This window comes from Myroides sp. N17-2 (assembly GCF_002286775.1).
Classification (GTDB): Bacteria; Bacteroidota; Bacteroidia; order Flavobacteriales; family Flavobacteriaceae; genus Flavobacterium.
This window is the reverse complement of the sequence record NZ_NSGJ01000009.1, coordinates 101,032-120,341: the sequence shown is the minus strand read 5'-3', so window position 1 is coordinate 120,341 and position 19,310 is coordinate 101,032. Positions and strand designations below refer to the sequence as shown.

15 protein-coding genes are annotated in these 19,310 nt (G+C 35.1%); all 15 read left to right on the top strand.

The window, feature by feature from the left end:
• Positions 1 to 112 precede the first annotated feature (112 nt).
• The 15 genes from CF599_RS06410 to ilvA all read left to right on the top strand — a co-directional run bounded on the left by CF599_RS06410 (position 113) and on the right by ilvA (position 19,125).
• The gene (locus tag CF599_RS06410; RefSeq protein WP_121965215.1) at positions 113 to 1,432 is read left to right on the top strand and encodes an IS4 family transposase; all 1,320 of its coding nucleotides are present in this window, start codon (positions 113 to 115) and stop codon (positions 1,430 to 1,432) included.
• 420 nt (positions 1,433 to 1,852) lie between these two features.
• Positions 1,853 to 2,515 carry a toxin-antitoxin system YwqK family antitoxin gene (locus CF599_RS06405; protein WP_121965214.1) on the top strand — a complete coding sequence of 221 codons (663 nt, stop codon included), beginning with the start codon at positions 1,853 to 1,855 and terminating at the stop codon, positions 2,513 to 2,515.
• Between the two features lie 165 nt (positions 2,516 to 2,680).
• Positions 2,681 to 3,067 (top strand): hypothetical protein, encoded by a 387-nt coding sequence (locus CF599_RS06400; RefSeq protein ID WP_121965213.1) that lies wholly within the window; start codon positions 2,681 to 2,683, stop codon positions 3,065 to 3,067.
• A gap of 136 nt (positions 3,068 to 3,203) precedes the next feature.
• A complete protein-coding gene (locus CF599_RS06395) occupies positions 3,204 to 5,060 on the top strand; it encodes a P-loop NTPase fold protein (RefSeq protein ID WP_121965212.1) in 1,857 nt (618 codons plus the stop codon).
• 18 nt (positions 5,061 to 5,078) lie between these two features.
• On the top strand, positions 5,079 to 5,756 hold the full coding sequence (locus tag CF599_RS19710; RefSeq protein ID WP_216821867.1) for an HNH endonuclease: 678 nt from the start codon (positions 5,079 to 5,081) through the stop codon (positions 5,754 to 5,756).
• 95 nt (positions 5,757 to 5,851) lie between these two features.
• On the top strand, positions 5,852 to 6,340 hold the full coding sequence (locus tag CF599_RS06385; RefSeq protein ID WP_121965211.1) for a PaaI family thioesterase: 489 nt from the start codon (positions 5,852 to 5,854) through the stop codon (positions 6,338 to 6,340).
• 115 nt (positions 6,341 to 6,455) lie between these two features.
• A complete protein-coding gene (locus CF599_RS06380; RefSeq protein WP_121965210.1) occupies positions 6,456 to 7,040 on the top strand; it encodes a DNA alkylation repair protein in 585 nt (194 codons plus the stop codon).
• An 800-nt stretch (positions 7,041 to 7,840) separates the two neighbouring features.
• The gene (locus tag CF599_RS06375) at positions 7,841 to 8,476 is read left to right on the top strand and encodes a LysE family translocator (protein WP_121965209.1); all 636 of its coding nucleotides are present in this window, start codon (positions 7,841 to 7,843) and stop codon (positions 8,474 to 8,476) included.
• Between the two features lie 216 nt (positions 8,477 to 8,692).
• Positions 8,693 to 9,199 carry a hypothetical protein gene (locus CF599_RS06370; RefSeq protein ID WP_143824799.1) on the top strand — a complete coding sequence of 169 codons (507 nt, stop codon included), beginning with the start codon at positions 8,693 to 8,695 and terminating at the stop codon, positions 9,197 to 9,199.
• A gap of 424 nt (positions 9,200 to 9,623) precedes the next feature.
• On the top strand, positions 9,624 to 11,693 hold the full coding sequence (locus tag CF599_RS06360; RefSeq protein ID WP_121965207.1) for a S41 family peptidase: 2,070 nt from the start codon (positions 9,624 to 9,626) through the stop codon (positions 11,691 to 11,693).
• Positions 11,694 to 12,362: 669 nt separating this feature from the next.
• Entirely contained in the window at positions 12,363 to 14,048 is a 1,686-nt protein-coding gene (gene ilvD, locus CF599_RS06355) for a dihydroxy-acid dehydratase (protein ID WP_121965206.1), read from the top strand.
• 158 nt (positions 14,049 to 14,206) lie between these two features.
• Positions 14,207 to 15,901 (top strand): biosynthetic-type acetolactate synthase large subunit, encoded by a 1,695-nt coding sequence (ilvB, locus tag CF599_RS06350; protein ID WP_121965205.1) that lies wholly within the window; start codon positions 14,207 to 14,209, stop codon positions 15,899 to 15,901.
• Positions 15,902 to 15,942: 41 nt separating this feature from the next.
• Positions 15,943 to 16,443: an acetolactate synthase small subunit gene (ilvN, locus tag CF599_RS06345; protein WP_121965204.1), complete on the top strand. Its 501-nt coding sequence runs from the start codon at positions 15,943 to 15,945 to the stop codon at positions 16,441 to 16,443.
• 394 nt (positions 16,444 to 16,837) lie between these two features.
• Complete coding sequence (gene ilvC / locus CF599_RS06340) at positions 16,838 to 17,884, top strand: ketol-acid reductoisomerase (protein WP_121965203.1); 1,047 nt, start codon at positions 16,838 to 16,840, stop codon at positions 17,882 to 17,884.
• The gene (gene ilvA, locus CF599_RS06335) at positions 17,881 to 19,125 is read left to right on the top strand and encodes a threonine ammonia-lyase IlvA (protein WP_121965202.1); all 1,245 of its coding nucleotides are present in this window, start codon (positions 17,881 to 17,883) and stop codon (positions 19,123 to 19,125) included. The genes ilvC and ilvA overlap by 4 nt, the downstream gene beginning before the upstream one ends.
• Positions 19,126 to 19,310 lie beyond the last annotated feature (185 nt).

Below are 19,310 nucleotides of genomic sequence, written 5' to 3'. Positions count from 1 at the left end.
AGGGGTGCCCGCAATGTCATTAAGTTAGTATGTAATACTTTGATTATTAGTTGTTTATATTTGTTTTTTATGATTAAAATCAGTATATTTACTTGATTATCAAGTAGTTAATATGCATCGAAAAGAAGTGAAGAATATTCTGATAAAGCTTCAAAATGAAATAAATTGCACTTTCTTAAAAGAAGAATTTTCAATGAAAAAAAAAGATTTTACTAGGAAGAGAAAACTAACATTCTCAAGTACTATTTTATTTTTGATTAACTTTCTAACAAGAAGTTTATCACTCGAAATAGAGAATTTTATAAAGTATATAGGGCAATATAAATCTGAGCAACAAGAATTCAGTAAAAGTGCTTTTGTACAAGCACGTAAAAAAATTAAACCAGAAGTGTTTATCCATTTAAATCGTGTGTTAATTGCTGATTTCTACACAGATAACAGTGCTGTTAAAACCTTATTAGAAGGTGATTTCAGAATTTTATCTATGGATGGATCAAGGATAACTTTACCTAATACCCAAGCGTTGGAACAAGAGTATGGCAGGACAACAAATAATTCTGAGGTATACATTGTTCAAGCGAAAGCTTGTGTATTATATGATGTATTAAACAAAATTTGTTTAGAAGGAATATTATCTCCTGTAGATATTGGAGAAAGAGCACAAGCTATGCAACTTTTGCAGTATTGTAAACAAGGAGATTTATTACTTTATGACCGTGGTTATCCTTCTTTTGAGCTAATTCACGAACATATTCGATTAGAATTAGACTACTTAATGAGGGTAAAAGTAGATTTTAGTAATGTTGTAAAAGAATTTGTAGCAAGTGATAAAAAAGATATTATAACAGAAATAAGCCCTGCACAACATAGTAGTCATAAAGGAAAATCATTTACCAAAGATTCTGTCTTGAAAGTAAGACTAATAAAGGTAATTTTATCTACTGGTCAAATAGAAGTTCTAATGACCTCTTTACTTGATTTACAAAAATATAATAGCAACATTTTTAAAGAATTATACTTTAAACGATGGGGGATAGAAACATATTATGATGAACTAAAAAACAAACTTAGAGTTGAAGATTTCTCAGGTTATTCTAATCAAAGTATTCTCCAAGACTTTTATTCAACCATTCTAGTCAGTAATATTCAGTCGTTAATTATTGTAGAAATAAACAATGATTCAATACGGAACTCTACAACCAAATATCAATATAAAATCAACACAGCTTTATCGTATGGTTTTCTTAAAGATCGAATATTAGGATTACTATTTTCTCAAAGAGATATAGACGAAATTCTTATAGAAGTGAAGAAACTCTTTAAAAAAAATCTTGTCCCAATAAGACCTGATAGATCAAATCATAGGAATATTAAAAAATATAAAGGAAGAGTAAAGCCAAAAGTAACTAAGAATCAAAAAGATACTATTTGATTTTAGCTTAACTTAATGACATTGGGGGTGCCCGCAGGGCGGGGTGGTTTACTACGTACAGTAGCCACGACGGTAGGGGCGTATCACTATACGCCCACATAAAACATCAATGATGTTTTTCTAGCACCTGTCTTGTATCACACAATGTATTGACACGACGGTAGAGGCATATCACTATACGCCCACATAAAACATCTACAAGATGTTTTCTTAACGCTCTGTCCTGTGTCACACAACGCATTGACACGACAGTAGAGGCGAATTGCAATTCGCCCAAGAATTAAATATACAAGCCTAATTACGAGAGTAGTTAGGCTTTTTTATTGAGGTATTTATATGTCATTAATAGACGGTTATATAAAATAGTATAAATGTTGTATTTTTAAGGACTGTCTAAAAGTAGTTTTTAACCAAATAATTATGAAAAGAGTATTATGTGTTTTATTCCTTGCAATTTCACTAATGAGTTGTAATGCTAAAGAAAAGGAAGTTGATTTTAAAAATCTTCAAGAAAGAAATGGGGTGTTTTATGAAATCAATTCAGAACAGAGATTTAATGGCATCGCAAAGAGCTATTATGAGAATGGGCAGTTAGATGTAGAGGATAGATATGTGGATGGTGTGCTACATGGCTTAACTAAGGGGTTTTATAAAAATGGAAAGCTAAAAGCTGAGGTAGATTATAAGGCAGGAAAGATAGACGGAGTGAAGAAGAGCTATTACGAGAGTGGAAAGCTACATACTGAAGCAGATTATAAGGATGGGGTGCTAGATGGAATGATTAAGGGATATTATAAGAATGGACAATTATCAGATGTATCAAGCTATCAGAATGGAATAGAAAATGGAGTAACAAAGGGGTATGATGAGAATGGTCAATTAAATCTTGAAGCAAATTATAAGGATGGTGTATTAGATGGAGTAATTAAGCAGTATTACACAAATGGACAGCTAAAATATGAAGTACATTACAAAGAAGGATCACTTCATGGAACAACTAAGGGATATGATGAAAATGGAAAACTAATAGGAGAAGCAAATTATATATACGATAAGTTAGATGGATCTGTTAAGAGGTATTAACGAGATGATTTGTTATATAATATACAAGCCTAATTACGAGAGTAGTTAGGTTTTTTTTGTGAAGTTCACTTAGGTTTTAAGGAGTATATGGAAAACCGTAAAGAACTGAATGATAAGACAGATATATTTGTTGAGTATAACCACTTAACCTAAAACATTAGTCTTATGAGAAAAGCCTATCTATTAATATTGATGCTATTGTTAGTATCTACGAGTTCTTGTGTAGTTAACTATAATACAGTCTACTTGGATAAAGATGAATTATTTCAGAGTTCTTTAGATGAGGATTATAGCATTGTTAATATACCTGCAGGATCTATGGTTTACTTAAATACCAAACAAAGTAAAGGAGGATACTATAAAATTAAGTACAATAATAGAAAATATTGGACAAAGGATTTCAAGTTTTCATTTACTCCTAATTATGGTAAATCATCTAGTTATAGTAGTAGTTCCTCAAGCTATAGTAAGCCTGTTCAAGTAAAGGGATATTATAGAAAAAACGGCTCATATGTCAGTCCTCATACAAGGAGTGCGCCACGTAGAAAGTAAAGATAAAAGTCCTAATTATGAAAGTAGTTAGGCTTTTTTTATGGGGTATACTCAAGGTTTTAGGGAGTATACGGAAAACCGTAAAAAAATAACAGAGTTGTTTATTATGTTTGTATAAACAACAAAAGAGGATATTATGGAGCAAAATTTTCAGACAGGAATGTTTATTAATTACTTAAATATGAAAACTAACTATGCTGTAATTTTATATGGTAATTATGGTATTGGTAAAACATATTTTTATAAAAAAATTTTGTCTCCCAAAATTGAGGAGACAGATGTGTTAGGAGGTAAAGGTGAAAAATATAAACCAATACATATTTCATTATTTGGAGTAAAAAGTGTTGAAGATATTGAAGTAGCAATAATTGGTGAGTTGTACCCATTAATGAAAGCAAATAATAGAAGATTAGCTACAAGTGTTGGAAAGACTTTACTTAGAGGTTTTTTTAAATTAGGTCAGTTAGGTGATATAGATAAATACTTAGAAGATTTTAAAGCTATTGACGTTGAAAAACAAATTGCAGAAAGACTTTCATATAAAGAATTAGTGTTATGTTTTGATGATCTTGATAGAAAGCATGTTGATTTTAATATTGGAGAGTTATTAGGGTTCATTAATAGTCTTGTTGAAAATGAAGAGGCGAAGATTATTTTAATTGCAAATGAGGAAGAGTTAAAGGGTGAACAGGATTATAGTAAAATTGTAGAGAAAGTTGTTGGGATTACAATGCAATACAAACAAAACGTTAAATTAGTTTGCAAAAATATTATTACAGAATTATATAAAGAGAATTATGTTTCTTATTTTGAATATTTGAAAGGCAATGCAGAGTTAATTGTGTTTTTTATAGAATTAAATAAAGGTAATTTAAGAAATTTATTATTTTGTATTGAGAGTTATAAAAGTGTTTTTGATTCAATAGAACAATTTTTTAATAAGAATAAGGAGTATTTAATCGCAAAAAATGAGATTATGGATGCTGTTTTTAGATTCTCTTTAGCTATCATGATTGAGTTGAAATTAGGATTACTGACATTGGAGAAAGCTGAAAGTATAATTGGAAAGAATTATGAGTTAGATAGAGTTTTAAAAATTATAAAAAAAACTGAAAAAGTAGAAGAATCGGATTATATTGAAAAGTTTGGAGAGAAATATTTCTCTGACACTAAGTTGTTTCGTTTTCCAAGTATTATGTGTATAATATTTGGATTGTTTGATTTTAATCAAAAGGATTTTAAACAAGAAATTACACAACATTTTACAGATCTGATAGAAAAAGATAAAGAAGAATATAAAGTGCTGAACAAGTTAAAGTATTATGAATGTTTAAATTTAGATGATAAGCAGTATGAAGAATATACTGAAAGTATGTTGAAGTATGTTGAAGAAGGGAAGTATGAGCTATTAGATTATCCTTTGCTATTTGAGTATTCAGTTCGCTTTAATAATATTTTGAACTATAGTTTTGATACTTTAATAGATAGATTTAAAAAAGGGCTTGAAAAAGGGAAAAGTAATTTTAGGGCAGTCGAAGATTATATATGGGAAATAAAACATGGAGTTAGGTATTCGGAATTTCCAGAAGAAATGGAAAAGATATTAAGTATTTGTACAAGCGTGAATAACGCTATTTTTTGTAAACAGAGTAAAATAGAAAAAGAAGAAGTTTATCAGTTGTTCTTAAAGGATTTTGATAAGTATATGGAAGAAGTAAGCGCAATAAATAGTAAATGGAATATAATGCCTTATTTTGATTATTTTTCAAATGAAAAGATGTTTAATAGATTGGTAAATCTGAATAATTCAGATGTTTGGGTGTTTATTAGTTATATTGAGAGAAGAATGTCAGTAATAAATAGACAAAGTAATTTAAAAGATGAAAAGATATTCTTTAATGAGTTTTCATCGTATATTTTAGATAGAAAGAATAATAATGAAATTAGTAAAATAAAAAGATTTGTTTTAGGGAAATTACATAAAGTTTTATAAAATAGTAGAATTCAGGAAATGACAGAATCAGAATATTATAAAGTTAGTAAGGATAATAAATGTTCAATGCGTTGTCCTATATTAAATTATTGCGCTAGACGCGCATATACTATATATTTCTATTCAGATTATAGTAAGGAGGATTATAATAATAATGTAATTACTACATTACAAAAAGATGGAGTTATACCGTTGGATTTTAATGAACATAGAATTTCTTTACAAGGCGAAGCACCTGAATGGAGTAAATCAGCTGATAATAGTAGTTTGTATTTTGAAAATATGTGCCCTGAAGTAAATTTGTTTGATAGTGGTAATTGGTTACCCTTTTCAAGGGGAATTGCTAGTACTTCAGGAATGTATGATAAGGAAGAAAAAGTGAAGCATAGAATATATAGAACTAAACATTTTTCGGAATGTCAAGAATATTCATACGTGAATTTTAATAGAATATTACAGAAATCAACTGTTGGAAGAAAAAAGGCTGTTAGAAAAAACCTACCTGCAACTATACGTTTTGCTGTTTTAGAAAGAGATAAATATCATTGTAAATATTGTGGAAGAGGAGTTGAAGATGGTGTGAAATTGCATGTTGATCATATTTTAGCTGTATCTAATGGAGGAAGTGATAGTTTGAGTAATTTAGTTACTTCATGTCAAGATTGCAATTTAGGGAAAAGTAATAATAGATATTAGTGGATAGAGAGTTGTGATTTGTGTTTTTTAAAGAGTTAGTGTATTATCTCTCTAGTTTCCCTACCTTGTAATCTTATTAATAAACCAACCAAATTATGACTACAAATAGAACACGTACCTTCTCTTGGGAGGATCCTATAAAAGCATTAGAAGAAGCGAAGAAGTTAAATGGATATGACTACCTAATGAATGTACTCGAGGGTAATCTACCGATGGCACCTATTCAAAAGACTATATCATCACGACTAGTCTCTGTGGAAAAGGGGCAAGTAGTATTCGAATTAAGAGGAGAGGAGTTTCACTATAATCAGATAGGAACTGTACACGGCGGGACTATCAGTACAATACTAGACTCAGCCATCGGCTGTTCATTATTAAGTACCTTAGAAGTAGGGGAGAGCTTTACGTCTCTAGACTTGAAAGTAAACTTCTTGCGTAAGATAACTGCTGAGTCACCTGCTTTAAAGACTAAAACGAAGATTATTCACAAAGGTAAAACTACTGCTTACTTAGAATGTGAGTTAGTAGATGAAGAAGGTAAGCTATATGCGCACGCAGTTTCAAACTGTATGATCTTTAGATAATATAATAGCCCACTCCTCACTGAGTGGGCTATTTTTTTGCACTAATAATTCGCAATCAAAAGAACGCTGAATAACAAAAAATAAAATACCTTTCGATCTGTAAATTGCTAACGCTATGAAAGATATATTAAATGATGTTCGACAGACTTTACAGGATCATATAGAACCTGAGAGAGTGCTTATCTCTGACCGATTCTTTAAAGAGAACGAAAAGGCGAAGGTCTATGGTGTGTCTAAAGAGATCCTTAGTAAGATCGGTAGAGAGCTGTATAACGACCTTAAAGGGCAACCGAAGGAGGAAGTATATGCGCTGTGTAATGAGTTGTGGAAATCGCTTTATTTCGAAGAAGGGTATATCGCGTGTATATTGACAAAGAAACTACTGAAGCAGTATGAAGCAAAGGATATCAAACACTTCCGTCTTTGGTTAGAGAAGTATGTACAGAATTGGGCGAGTTGTGATACGCTGTGTTGTTCTACTATAGGACCTTTATTGATCAAGTTTCCAAGTGAGGTATATCAACTTACACAATGGGCAAGTTCTACTAACCGATGGATGCTAAAAGAAGCGTGTAGACTACATCAGGAAGAGGTGTATGACTTCATTATGGAACATAAAGTAGTGATGCCTCGTACTACACTGCGTTATGCTATCGAAAAGATGCCATTTGACCTAAAGGCTAATGCGATGAAGAGGTAGGGATTTATAAGCTTATTAATGCTATCAATGTATAGAATATCCAGTAGAGACACAATACTTTGTGTGTCACATCATACATATCACCTTATACATCGAAGTGCTTATTAGGAGGGTACTTTACCTTAGTTCTTTGTAAGGGTATTAGGTTGAAGTAGGTCGTGTTATACGCTACGCGGCTTCTTCTTTTACTTTTTTGCTTGATCAAAAAAGTAAACAAAAAAATCAAGGCTTTAACTCCTAAGCGGTCAATTACGGCACAAATTCCGAAACAAAATGAACTCCCTTCGGTCACTTATAAGATTTTAAAACCTTTAAAAAATATTAAGTTTTAAATCGTTAATCACTGAACACCAATAAAAAAATAACAACTCGGTGAAGTAAACAGAATTTTGTTTCTAGGAATTAGCACCTATTGACACTCGTTGACTAGCTTAGGCCGTTAGGGACTTCGTAAGAATACTTTCGGTTATATAGTCTACTCCATAAATCACTTCGTAAGGTTATTAAGCTTTTAACCGCAGTCTAAAACCGTTAACTGTACACCGCCAACCGTCCACCATTACTCCTATAATATTTTAAAAACAAAATTTATCTTTTCTAATTTTAGAACTACATTTGATATACCTTAAATTTGTAAACAACGTTTAAACGAGAATTAATTGTACAAAGCAGAGTAAGATTAGTGATTGAAGCGCACTGTAGTGTGGTTTTAGAGCTAATTGAAACTATGTGAAGTAGAATTTATTCGCAGTAAATGGTAGTTGCAGATTTAAGGATATAGACTAAACCAATCCTTATTTATGATTCCAATACAAGATTTACTGTTATTCGCTATGGCAGCTATAGTGCTAGCGATAACACCAGGACCTAATATGCTTTACCTGATCTCTAGAACGCTATCTCAAGGCAAGAAAGCAGGGCTTATCTCACTGATGGGAGTGATGAGTGGGTTCTTGTTTCACATTGTGTTAGTGTCTTTTGGGTTGACAGCTATTTTATTTACCATTCCATATGCCTATGCTATTTTAAAGTGGACAGGTGCCTTGTACTTGGTGTATTTAGCGTTCCAAGCCTTAAAACCAAACAGCAAAAATATGTTTGATGTAGAACAAACTATCAAGACTGATTCTCCACGTAAACTGTTCTCTATCGGTTTTTTGACTAATGTATTAAACCCTAAAGTAGCAGTGTTTTACTTGTCGCTATTCCCTCAGTTTATAAAGCCTGTATATGGTTCTATCTTCTTACAAAGTTTGACATTGGGGACAACGCAATTGGTAGTGAGCTTTATCAATAACCTATTGATTATATTATTTGCAGCGAGGATGGCAGCATTCTTTCAAAGACAACCGCTATGGGTAAAGATCCAGAAGTGGTTTATGGGAAGTGTATTGTTATTCTTAGCCTTTAAAATGGCTATTTCAAAAGGGAAGTAAGAGAGTTTATTTGATTAAAATATTAAGCCTATCTATGTATTAGATGGGCTTTTTTTATTGTTTAACATAATTTTATTAAATTATAATCATTTTGTATATTTGTCTTGTCTTTGTATGAGTTTTAATATAAGTTGAATAACACGCTATTAAAATCCATTACTTGCCTTTGACAGGTTAAGACTAATAAAATATTATAATTTATAAATCAAAATTAGTATGATAGTACCAATGAGTACATATTACATCATCATAGGTGTAATAGTAGCAATAGCAGGTATACTTTATCTGTTATTTAAAAGACGAAATAAGGGAGGAATAAGCAGTGTAATTATGATCGGAACAATTATCTTATTAGTTGTTATCAATCTTAATGTACCGAGGTGCTTAACAGTAGAAGCTTGTGAACAGTATACAGAAGAAGTAATCTTGTTTCCTACTACCTTAGGTGATGCAAAAACGAGTTATGGTAAATTTACTTATATCGTTAATAATTCGGAGCAACCACTAGGGCTTGAGTATGTATATTACGGTTCGAATGTAGCTAAAGATGATGAGGAAGACGTATTGATTATGCCTAAAGAAGTACAGAGAGTTAAGGGAATTACTATAGATTACTTATTTACTGAACCCGAAAATACAGTCAGTACAAAATCAGACGGAGTTACTAAAACACATCTTTTATGTTTGAGCTTAGAGGATTTTATGGAAGAGTCTGAAGAATAATTAGACAATCTTATACACAAAAAGGACACTTTCACGAGTGTCCTTTTTGCATTTTTAGTGAAGTAGTATTTGTAAAGTTCTGTTAATGTTTAAGTTCACTTAGCTTAGTAAGGTGAATGCTTAAATAGTTGATGTTCTTTGTTTAAACAGTTTGATTGACTATAACTGTCATGTTTTGTTGTGTTTAGCCTTTTTTGAAAGATATACTTTAAGTGAATTTGTCGGGTTAGTATTAAACCCAGGTTAGGCAATAGACATATAAACGAAAAGTAATTATACAAAATAGGTCTGAAGTAGTGATAAAAGCATACTGTAGTATGGTTTTAGAGCTAATGAAAGAGCTATGAAGTAGAATTGCTTTGTAGTATTTGGCTAATGCGTAATGTGGGTTAAAACAATTTAACCACAACAAAACTTTATAATTATGATGAAAAGAGTGAGTATAGTAGCCTTATTACTATCTGCATTCAGTTATGCACAACAACCCTTAAACTTAGGATTTGAAGAAGTGATTCATGGAACTAGCCAACCATTGGATTGGAAAGTTAAAACAGGAAACGATGAAAACTATAAAATCAGAGTTGATAGTGACGCTAAAAAAGGTAAGAACTCTTTACTGATAGAATCAAAAGAAGGTAGTCAAGAATATGCTACTGTTCAATACCATATTCCCAATAGGTACAATGGTAAAAAAATGGTAGTTACAGGTTTTATCAAAAGTAAGAATGTGAAGGGGAAAGCAGGGATAGCATATAGTCTGAATAGACAAGATAGAATGCTTACTTATTCTGCTATGATAGATAATGCTGTTAGTGGAACGACTGAATGGACTGAATATCAATTAGAATTAGATCTACATCCCAAAGCAGAAGCGATAGTATTAGAGTTAGCGCTGTATGGTGAAGGACAAGTATGGTATGATGATCTTAAGGTGTTTATCGATGGAAAGAACATTGAGGAGTTAGAACCTAACGCACTCCCAAGAGCAGTAACTGACAAAGAATTTGATAATAGCTCTAACTTTAAAGTAAACAGTTTAAGCCCTAAAGAAATAGATAATTTAGTGGCGCTAGGCAAGGCTTGGGGGAAGCTAAAATATAGCAACCTCAAGATAGGTAATGGTGAGTATAATTGGGACTATGAGCTATTTAGAGCTTTGCCTTTAATACGTGATAAGAACTTTGATAAAAAACTAAAACAGTGGAAAGAGAGTTATGGAGAAGAAAGCAACTCAATACCTGAATACCATTACTATGTTGATTTTTTAAAAGGAAGTAATGCTTTTTTGATTAATGAGAAAACGTATGAAGATAGTAGTTATGACGATCAAGGATATCGTTTGTTAACCTTATTTCGCTATTGGAATGCCGTAGAGTATTTCTTTGCCTATAAAGATTTGCTTAAAAGGGATTGGGATGAGGTATTAAAAGAGTTTATACCACGCTTTTTGTTTGCAAAAGATGAGGTAGCCTATAAGTTAGAAATAAAAAGGATGGGAGTAGAGTTAGAGGATAGTCACGCTATTTTTGTGGATAAAACTGATGCTCTTTCAGGAAAATTGTATGGACCTAACACAGTGCCAATAAAAGTTGCGTTTATAGATGATAAACTAGTAGTAACTGAGGTATTTGATAGCTTGTCTAAAAGTTCAACTATTCAAATAGGAGATGAGATAATAGAGATAGATGGAAGGCAATTAGCTGATGTAGTTGAAGAGAGGATTAAGAATGTCGTAGGGTCTAATAGGTCTTATAGACTAGCTATTCTAACGTATTCTATCTTAGTAACTACTAAAGACAACTTGCCTTTAGTATTAAAAGGGAAACAAGGTACCTTCTCAGAAAATACGAGTACAGTAGCTAGTACAAGTATTAATCTTGCTGATAAGCCTAGGTATAAGTCAATGCAAGAGTTTAATGGTGATATTGGCTATATTCATTTAGAACAACTAGAGAAAGAGGATTTAGATACTATTAAATCTAACTTTATGAGTAAAAAGGGGATAGTTATAGACTTACGTGGTTATCCAGCAGATTTAGCCTTAAATAGAACCTTAGTTCCTTACTTTCTATCTCATAAAGAACCATTCGTAAAGTTTACGGCACCTATTACAAGCGAATTAGGTAAGTTCGAATTAAATGAAAACGTATATGTAGGATCTGATAATCCCAACTATTTTAAAGGAAAAGCTGCGTTGTTAGTTAATCATAGAACTATGAGTCATGGTGAGTTTATGACTATGGCATTTCAAGTACTACCTAATGTTAAAACCTTCGGGACTCAGACAGCAGGTGCAGATGGTAATGTGGTACTCCTAGATTTGCTTAAAGGTGTTCAAGTGTATTTTACAGGAATAGGTACTTTTTACCCTGATGGAAGACAGACCCAACAGGTAGGAATACATATAGATGAAGTAGTTAAACCAACTATTGAAGATATACGAAGTGGTAGAGATACTAGTTTAGAACGAGCTTTAGAGTATTTAAGAGAGTAATTAGACAATCTTATACACAAAAAGGACACTTTCACGAGTGCCCTTTTTGCATTTTAGAACTATTCAGTAAAATTATTTTTACTTTTTTTAGTAATATTTATAAATAGACCTTAATGTTTGTTTTTTGAAATAAATCGAAGTGATTTAAGGCTGTTTTGAGTCAAAATAAGCTTAAATAGATACTTTTTTGACTGTTAGGTAAAGTTGAGGCAAATCGAGTATAGCACTAGCTTCAGCCTAATGACGTGCTCTTGATAGGAAGGTGATTAGAGTTGTAAATGTTAAAAATATTTTAGACTGATGTTAGGTGTATTGATATTTTTATATTTTATACTGTATTTGTTTGGTTTTTATTGTGATAAAATGGTTGTTATTTGATTAAAATGTAAGTTGTTGTGTATTTTTTGTTTGGTAATGTTAAATCAATTTATATCTTTGACCTATAATTCCGAAAGTAAAATGAGAAATTTAGTAAGCATTTTAGTGGTCCTAATTATTGTGATTGTGGTAAACACATTTGCACGGGAGCTGCTATGCTAATTTTTTCTATCTAGAGATAAAGAATATTTGAAGCCTCCCATAACGGGAGGCTTTTTTTGTTTATAGTATTAACCTCTATAGCATTGAATATCAAATAGGTCGAAGAGAACATAACCAAAAACTAGAAATATGAATGTTTTAAACAAATACAGCCGTGTAATCACACAAGATCAAACACAACCTGCCGCACAAGCTATGCTCTATGGTATCGGGCTTACGGAGGAAGATCTAGATAAAGCACAGGTCGGTATCGTTAGTATGGGGTATGAGGGCAACACGTGTAATATGCACTTAAACGACCTAGCTAAGCAGGTGAAACAAGGGGTGAAACACAGTGATCTAGTAGGGCTAATCTTTAATACCATCGGTGTAAGTGACGGAATATCGAATGGTACAGAGGGGATGAAGTTCTCATTGGTATCTCGTGATATTATCGCTGATTCTATTGAGACTGTAGTGAGTGCACAGTGGTATGATGCTGTTATCGCTATCCCGGGTTGTGATAAGAATATGCCAGGGGCTATTATAGCGATGGGAAGGCTTAACAGACCGTCTATTATGGTCTATGGAGGAAGCATCCACTCAGGTAAGTACAAGGGAGAATCACTAAACATTGTCTCTGCTTTTGAAGCATTAGGCAAGAAGTTTAGCAACTCTATTTCGGATGAAGATTATAAGGGGGTGATTAAGAATGCTTGCCCAGGAGCAGGAGCTTGTGGTGGGATGTACACCGCTAATACGATGGCATCAGCGATAGAAGCATTGGGAATGAGCTTGCCTTACAGTTCTTCTTATCCTGCCTTGAGTACAGAGAAGAAAGAGGAGTGTCTACACGCAGGAGAAGCCCTAAAGAACTTGTTAGAGAAAGACATAAAGCCAAAAGATATTATGACACTAGAGGCTTTTGAGAATGCGATGACGATGGTTATAGCACTTGGTGGTTCTACTAACGCTGTACTACACTTGATCGCAATGGCTCATTCAGTAGATCTAGAGATTACGCTGCTTGACTTTCAGAAGATTAGTGATCGAGTACCTGTATTGGCAGATTTAAAACCAAGTGGAAAATACCTAATGGAAGACTTGCATAAGATAGGTGGTGTACCTGCCATTATGAAGTATTTGTTAGAGCAGGGGTTACTACACGGAGATTGTTTAACAGTTACAGGCAAGATTGTTAGAGAGAATCTAAGTGATGCAAAAGACTTAACTGCAGGGCAAGACGTGATAGTGGATTTGACTACTCCGATTAAGGAAAGCGGACACTTACAGTTCCTATATGGAAATCTTGCTGAGCGCGGCAGTGTAGCGAAGATAAGTGGTAAGGAGGGGACGTTCTTTAAGGGACCAGCCAGAGTGTTTGATGATGAGTATGCAGTGATCACAAGTGTCTCTGCTAAGGAAGTACAGCCAGGAGAGGTAATCGTGATACGCTATTGTGGCCCTAAAGGAGGCCCGGGAATGCCCGAGATGCTTAAACCCACTTCAGCTATTATGGGTGCGGGTCTAGGAAATAGCGTAGCCCTAATCACGGATGGTCGTTTCTCAGGAGGAACACACGGCTTCGTCGTGGGACACGTCACACCTGAAGCTTATGATGGAGGAGCTATTGCCTTAGTGGAGAATGGCGATATGATCAGTATTGATGTAGAGAATAGGAGGCTTGATTTACTAGTGGATGCAGAGGTATTAGAAGCTCGTAAAGCAAAATGGCAAAGACCTGAACTAAAGTTTAAAAAAGGGGTATTGTATAAATATCTAAATAGTGTAGCAGACGCATCAGAAGGATGCATTACAGATAAAATTAAGAATTAAGAATGAACGTCACGGATTACAAATCCGCGCCAGCGTGATTACGTGTTTGTGACGCCATAACGGTAGGGGCGTATTACTATACGCCCACCTACAACATCTTTAGATGTTTTCATCATATCACGACATCACGACATCACAACATCACAAAAAAACAAATTATGCAACAAGAACAAATAACAGGAGCACAGGCGGTAATATCTTCTTTGTTGTGTGAAGAAGTTCAGACAATATTTGGGTATCCGGGAGGAGCTATTATGCCTATCTATGACGCACTTTATGACAAGATGAATGAGTTAGAACACATCTTAGTGCGTCACGAACAAGGAGCAATACACGCAGCACAAGGCTTTGCACGAGCATCAGGTACGGTAGGAGTAGTATTTGCTACTTCAGGACCAGGAGCCACTAATCTGATCACAGGACTAGCAGATGCTTATATTGATTCTACTCCTGTAGTATGTATCATAGGGCAGGTCGCCTCTAAGTTATTAGGGACAGATGCTTTCCAAGAGACAGATGTGATTGGTATTTCTATGCCGATTACCAAGTGGAGTTATCAAGTGACGAAAGCCTCTGAGATTGCACCGACTATCGCTAAGGCATTTTATCTAGCTAGGTCAGGAAGACCAGGACCAGTGGTTATTGATATCACGAAGGATGCGCAGTTCGAGCTGACTACTTTTAAGTACGAGAAGTGTGTTGGGGTGAGAAGTTATAACCCGCAACCACAACCAGATTTGGCACAACTAATCAAAGCATCTGACTTAATTAATAATGCGAAGAAGCCATACTTGTTAATCGGGCAAGGAATACTATTAGGTCACGCAGAGCAAGAGTTAAAGGAGTTCGTAGAGAAGACAGGTATTCCCACTGCATCGACATTATTGGGATTAGGAGCATTGCCTAGTAACCATCCTAATTTCTGTGGTATGCTAGGTATGCACGGAGACTACGCTGCGAATATTAAGACCAATGAGTGTGATGTACTAATCGCTATTGGGATGAGGTTTGATGATCGGGTGACGGGTGATGTGTCTAAATACGCTACACAGGCTAAGGTCATCCATATTGATATCGATGCGGCAGAGTTAAATAAGATTATCAAAGCGGAACTACCCATACAGAGTGATGCCAAGGAAGCTTTGAGAACGTTGATCGGTTTAGTAGAGTCAACTACACACACTGCTTGGCTAGGAGAATTTAAACAAGGCAAAGTGTATGAACAAGAACAATTAGCCAAACACAGACAGGAAATAGATACAGATAAAATACTGATGGAGGATGTGGTGCAACTGTTGACGGAGATGACTAATGGTGAGGCAATAGTGGTAACAGATGTAGGGCAACACCAAATGATTACAGCTCGAAATAATAAGTATAATACTGCCAAAACGAATATTACATCCGGTGGATTGGGAACTATGGGGTTTGCACTACCTGCTGCGATGGGTGCCAAACTAGGTAATCCTAAACAAACAGTAGTTGCAATAGCAGGGGATGGTGGTTTTCAGATGAATATACAAGAGTTAGGGACGATTATGCAAAGTGATATTGCGGTGAAGATCATCATCCTAAATAATAGTTTCTTAGGGATGGTAAGACAGTGGCAGCAGATGTTCTTTGAGAAGAGATATAGCTTCACTGAAATGAACAATCCAAACTTCGTAGGTATAGCGCAATCCTATAATATAGAAGGCAAAAAAGTAACTCAGTCTAGTGATTTAAGACAGGCCTTAGAAGAGCTATTAACTCATCCGAAGGCATATTTATTAGAAGTAGTGGTAGAGAAAGAAGAGAACGTATTCCCAATGATTCCTACAGGAGCGAGTGTATCTGAGGTGTTATTAAGTTAAAATATGGGATAGATTGACAATTGTATAAACCAAAAGAAACTATGAAAGAAGAATTCACATTATCAGTATTTACAGAGAATAGCATCGGTATGCTTACGAGGATAGCTAATGTATTTACCCGCAGGCATATTAACTTAGATAGCTTGACTGTATCAGAGTCAGAAATAAAGCAAGTGTTTAAGTACACTGTTGTCTTTAAAAGCACGCAAGAGCAAGTCAATAAACTAATCGGACAACTCGAACGACTAGTAGAAGTTTTTAAAGTGTGTGCTTATATGAATGACGATATTATTTATCAGGAGCTAGCATTATATAAAGTCAAGACAGAGCTGATGTCTAATAAGGAAGTCGAACAGATTATTAGAGAGAGCCAAGCGAGAATATTATCTGTAGATAAGGAGTTTATCGCTATCGAAAAGACAGGGTATGTTGAAGAAATAGAGAGTCTATTCACGCAACTATCTAGCTTCGGGATACTAGAGTTCACCCGATCAGGCAGAGTAGCGATTACCAAGCCTATGAACTGTGAATTTAGAATTTAAATAGGGGGAACAGGAAACAGGGAACAGAAAACAGGGAACAGGGAACGGGAAACAGGGAGCAGGAAACAGGGAACAGGAACAGGGACAGGGAACGGGAACAGGGAACAGAAAACAGGGAACAGAAAAACAGGGAACAGAAAAACGGGGAACAGGAAACAGGGAGCAGGAAATAGACCATCTAGATAAGGTACAGACGCAATATTTTGCGTGTCACACAAAACAAGAAACAGCAAACGGGGAAACGGGGAACAGGAACAGGAACAGGGAACAGGAAACAGGGAACAGGAAACGGAGATGTTTAGGTAATTCGTTACGGTGTCTCGACATCACGACATCACATCATCACGACATCACAAAAAAACAAAAAATAAAAATCATAAAAAAAACTATAAAAATGGGACAAATCAATTTCGGAGGAACATTAGAAAATGTTGTAACAAGAGAAGAATTCACACTTGAACAAGCAAGAGAAGTATTAAAGAATGAGGTACTAGCTGTAATCGGTTATGGAGTACAAGGGCCAGGTCAAGCTCAGAACCTTAGAGATAATAAGATAAATGTAATCGTAGGTCAACGCAAGGACTCTGATAGTTGGAATAAAGCAGTTGCAGATGGATGGGTAGAAGGCAAAGACTTATTTGATATCGAGACAGCGTGTCAGAAAGGGACTATCGTGATGAACCTGTTGTCTGATGCAGGACAGATTCACACTTGGGATGCAGTGAAGGCAAATCTAACAGCGGGTAAAGCACTGTATTTTTCACACGGTTTTGGTGTTGCATTTCACGAGAAGACGAATATCATTCCACCTGCAGATGTAGATGTGTTCTTAGTAGCACCTAAAGGGTCAGGTACATCACTGCGTACGTTGTTTTTAAAGGGGTGTGGGTTAAACTCTAGCTATGCCATCTTTCAAGATGCAACAGGCAAAGCACAGGAGCGCGCCTTAGCAGTAGGTATTGCTATCGGTTCGGGTTATATGTTTGAGACGACTTTTGAGAAAGAAGCGTATAGTGATTTGACAGGAGAGAGAGGAGTATTAATGGGGGCTATCGCAGGTATCTTTGAAGCGCAGTATAACGTATTAAGAGCTAAAGGACATACACCTAGCGAGGCATTTAATGAGACAGTAGAAGAGTTGACACAGAGTTTAATGCCTTTAGTAGCCGATAACGGAATGGATTGGATGTATTCTAATTGTTCTACTACTGCTCAGCGAGGAGCTTTAGATTGGAAAGACAAGTTTAGAGATGCCACTACACCTGTATTTACAGAGTTATATGAGAGTGTAGCTTCAGGACGTGAAGCCGAAATCGTAATCACTGCCAATAGCAAGAAAGATTACAGAGCTAAATTAGAAGAGGAATTAAAAGAATTAAGAGAAAGTGAACTGTGGCAAACAGGTGTTGCAGTGCGTAAACTAAGACCATCCAAAGCATGAATCTATTAACGAAAGTATATCAAGCACAACAAAACATAGCGCGAGTCGTCGTGCAGACTCCTCTTATCAAGAATCTCAATCTAAGTGCGCTTTATCAAGCTGATATTTATCTGAAGAGAGAGGACTTACAACCCGTAAGGTCTTATAAATTAAGAGGAGCCTATAATAAAATCACCACACTTACTCCGGATCAAAAGTCCGGAGGAGTAGTGTGTGCTAGTGCGGGTAATCACGCGCAGGGAGTAGCCTTCGCTTGTCAGCAACTAGACATACACGCGACTATATTTATGCCTATTACAACTCCAAAACAGAAGATAAATCAGGTCAGATTATTCGGAAAGGACAAGGTGGAGATTGTGCTAAAAGGAGATACTTTTGACGCTTGTTTTGCTGAGGCAAGCCAATATTGCAAAGAGCATCAGGCTGTATTTATACATCCTTTTGACGATGAGGAAGTCATAGCAGGTCAGGGAACAGTGGCTTTGGAGATATTGCAGGCTGTGAAAGAGCCCATTGACTATGTATTCGTCCCTATCGGTGGTGGAGGTTTAGCCTCAGGTGTGAGTACTGTATTTAAACACCTTAGCCCTTATACTAAGATTATCGGGGTAGAACCTGTAGGTGCCGCATCGATGCACAAGTCAATACAAGCGAATGAGAACACGGCGCTAGATACAGTAGATACGTTCGTAGATGGAGCTGCTGTAAAGAGAGTAGGTGATTTGACTTTCGCTATCTGTAAGGAGAATTTGCACGAAGTGATTACAGTTGCTGAAGGGAAAGTGTGTACGACTATTCTCAAGCTTTATAATGAAGAGGCGCTAGTAGTAGAACCTGCAGGAGCTTTGAGTATCGCTGCCCTAGACCTTTATAAGGATAAGTTAGTAGGGAAGAAAGTAGTCTGTGTAGTTAGTGGAAGTAATAATGATATAACGAGAACGGAAGAAATCAAAGAGCGTTCGCTATTATACGAGGGATTAAAGCATTACTTTATTATCAACTTTCCACAACGACCGGGAGCACTTAAAGAGTTTTTGAATGAAGTATTAGGGGAGTGTGATGATATCACTTACTTTCAGTTTTCGAAGAAGAACAATCGAGAACGCGGACCTGCTGTGGTAGGCATAGAGTTAGCGGATAGATTAGATTATGATCTCTTAGTGGAGAAGCTAGAGAAACGCAAGTTTAGTTATCAATATTTAAACGATAACGAAGCACTGTTTACACATCTTGTTGGGTAGTCAATGTCTTAAAAAAAAAAAGGTTTTACATCGTTGTAAAACCTTTTTTTATGAATTGATGGTATCTCGTATACTTGTTTTATGAATTGATGGTATCTCGTATACTTGTTTTATAAGAAATGTATCTCGTAACCTGTTTAGTAAAGAGGAGAATGGATTAGAGTTCATTTTGAGTTGTTTGTAAT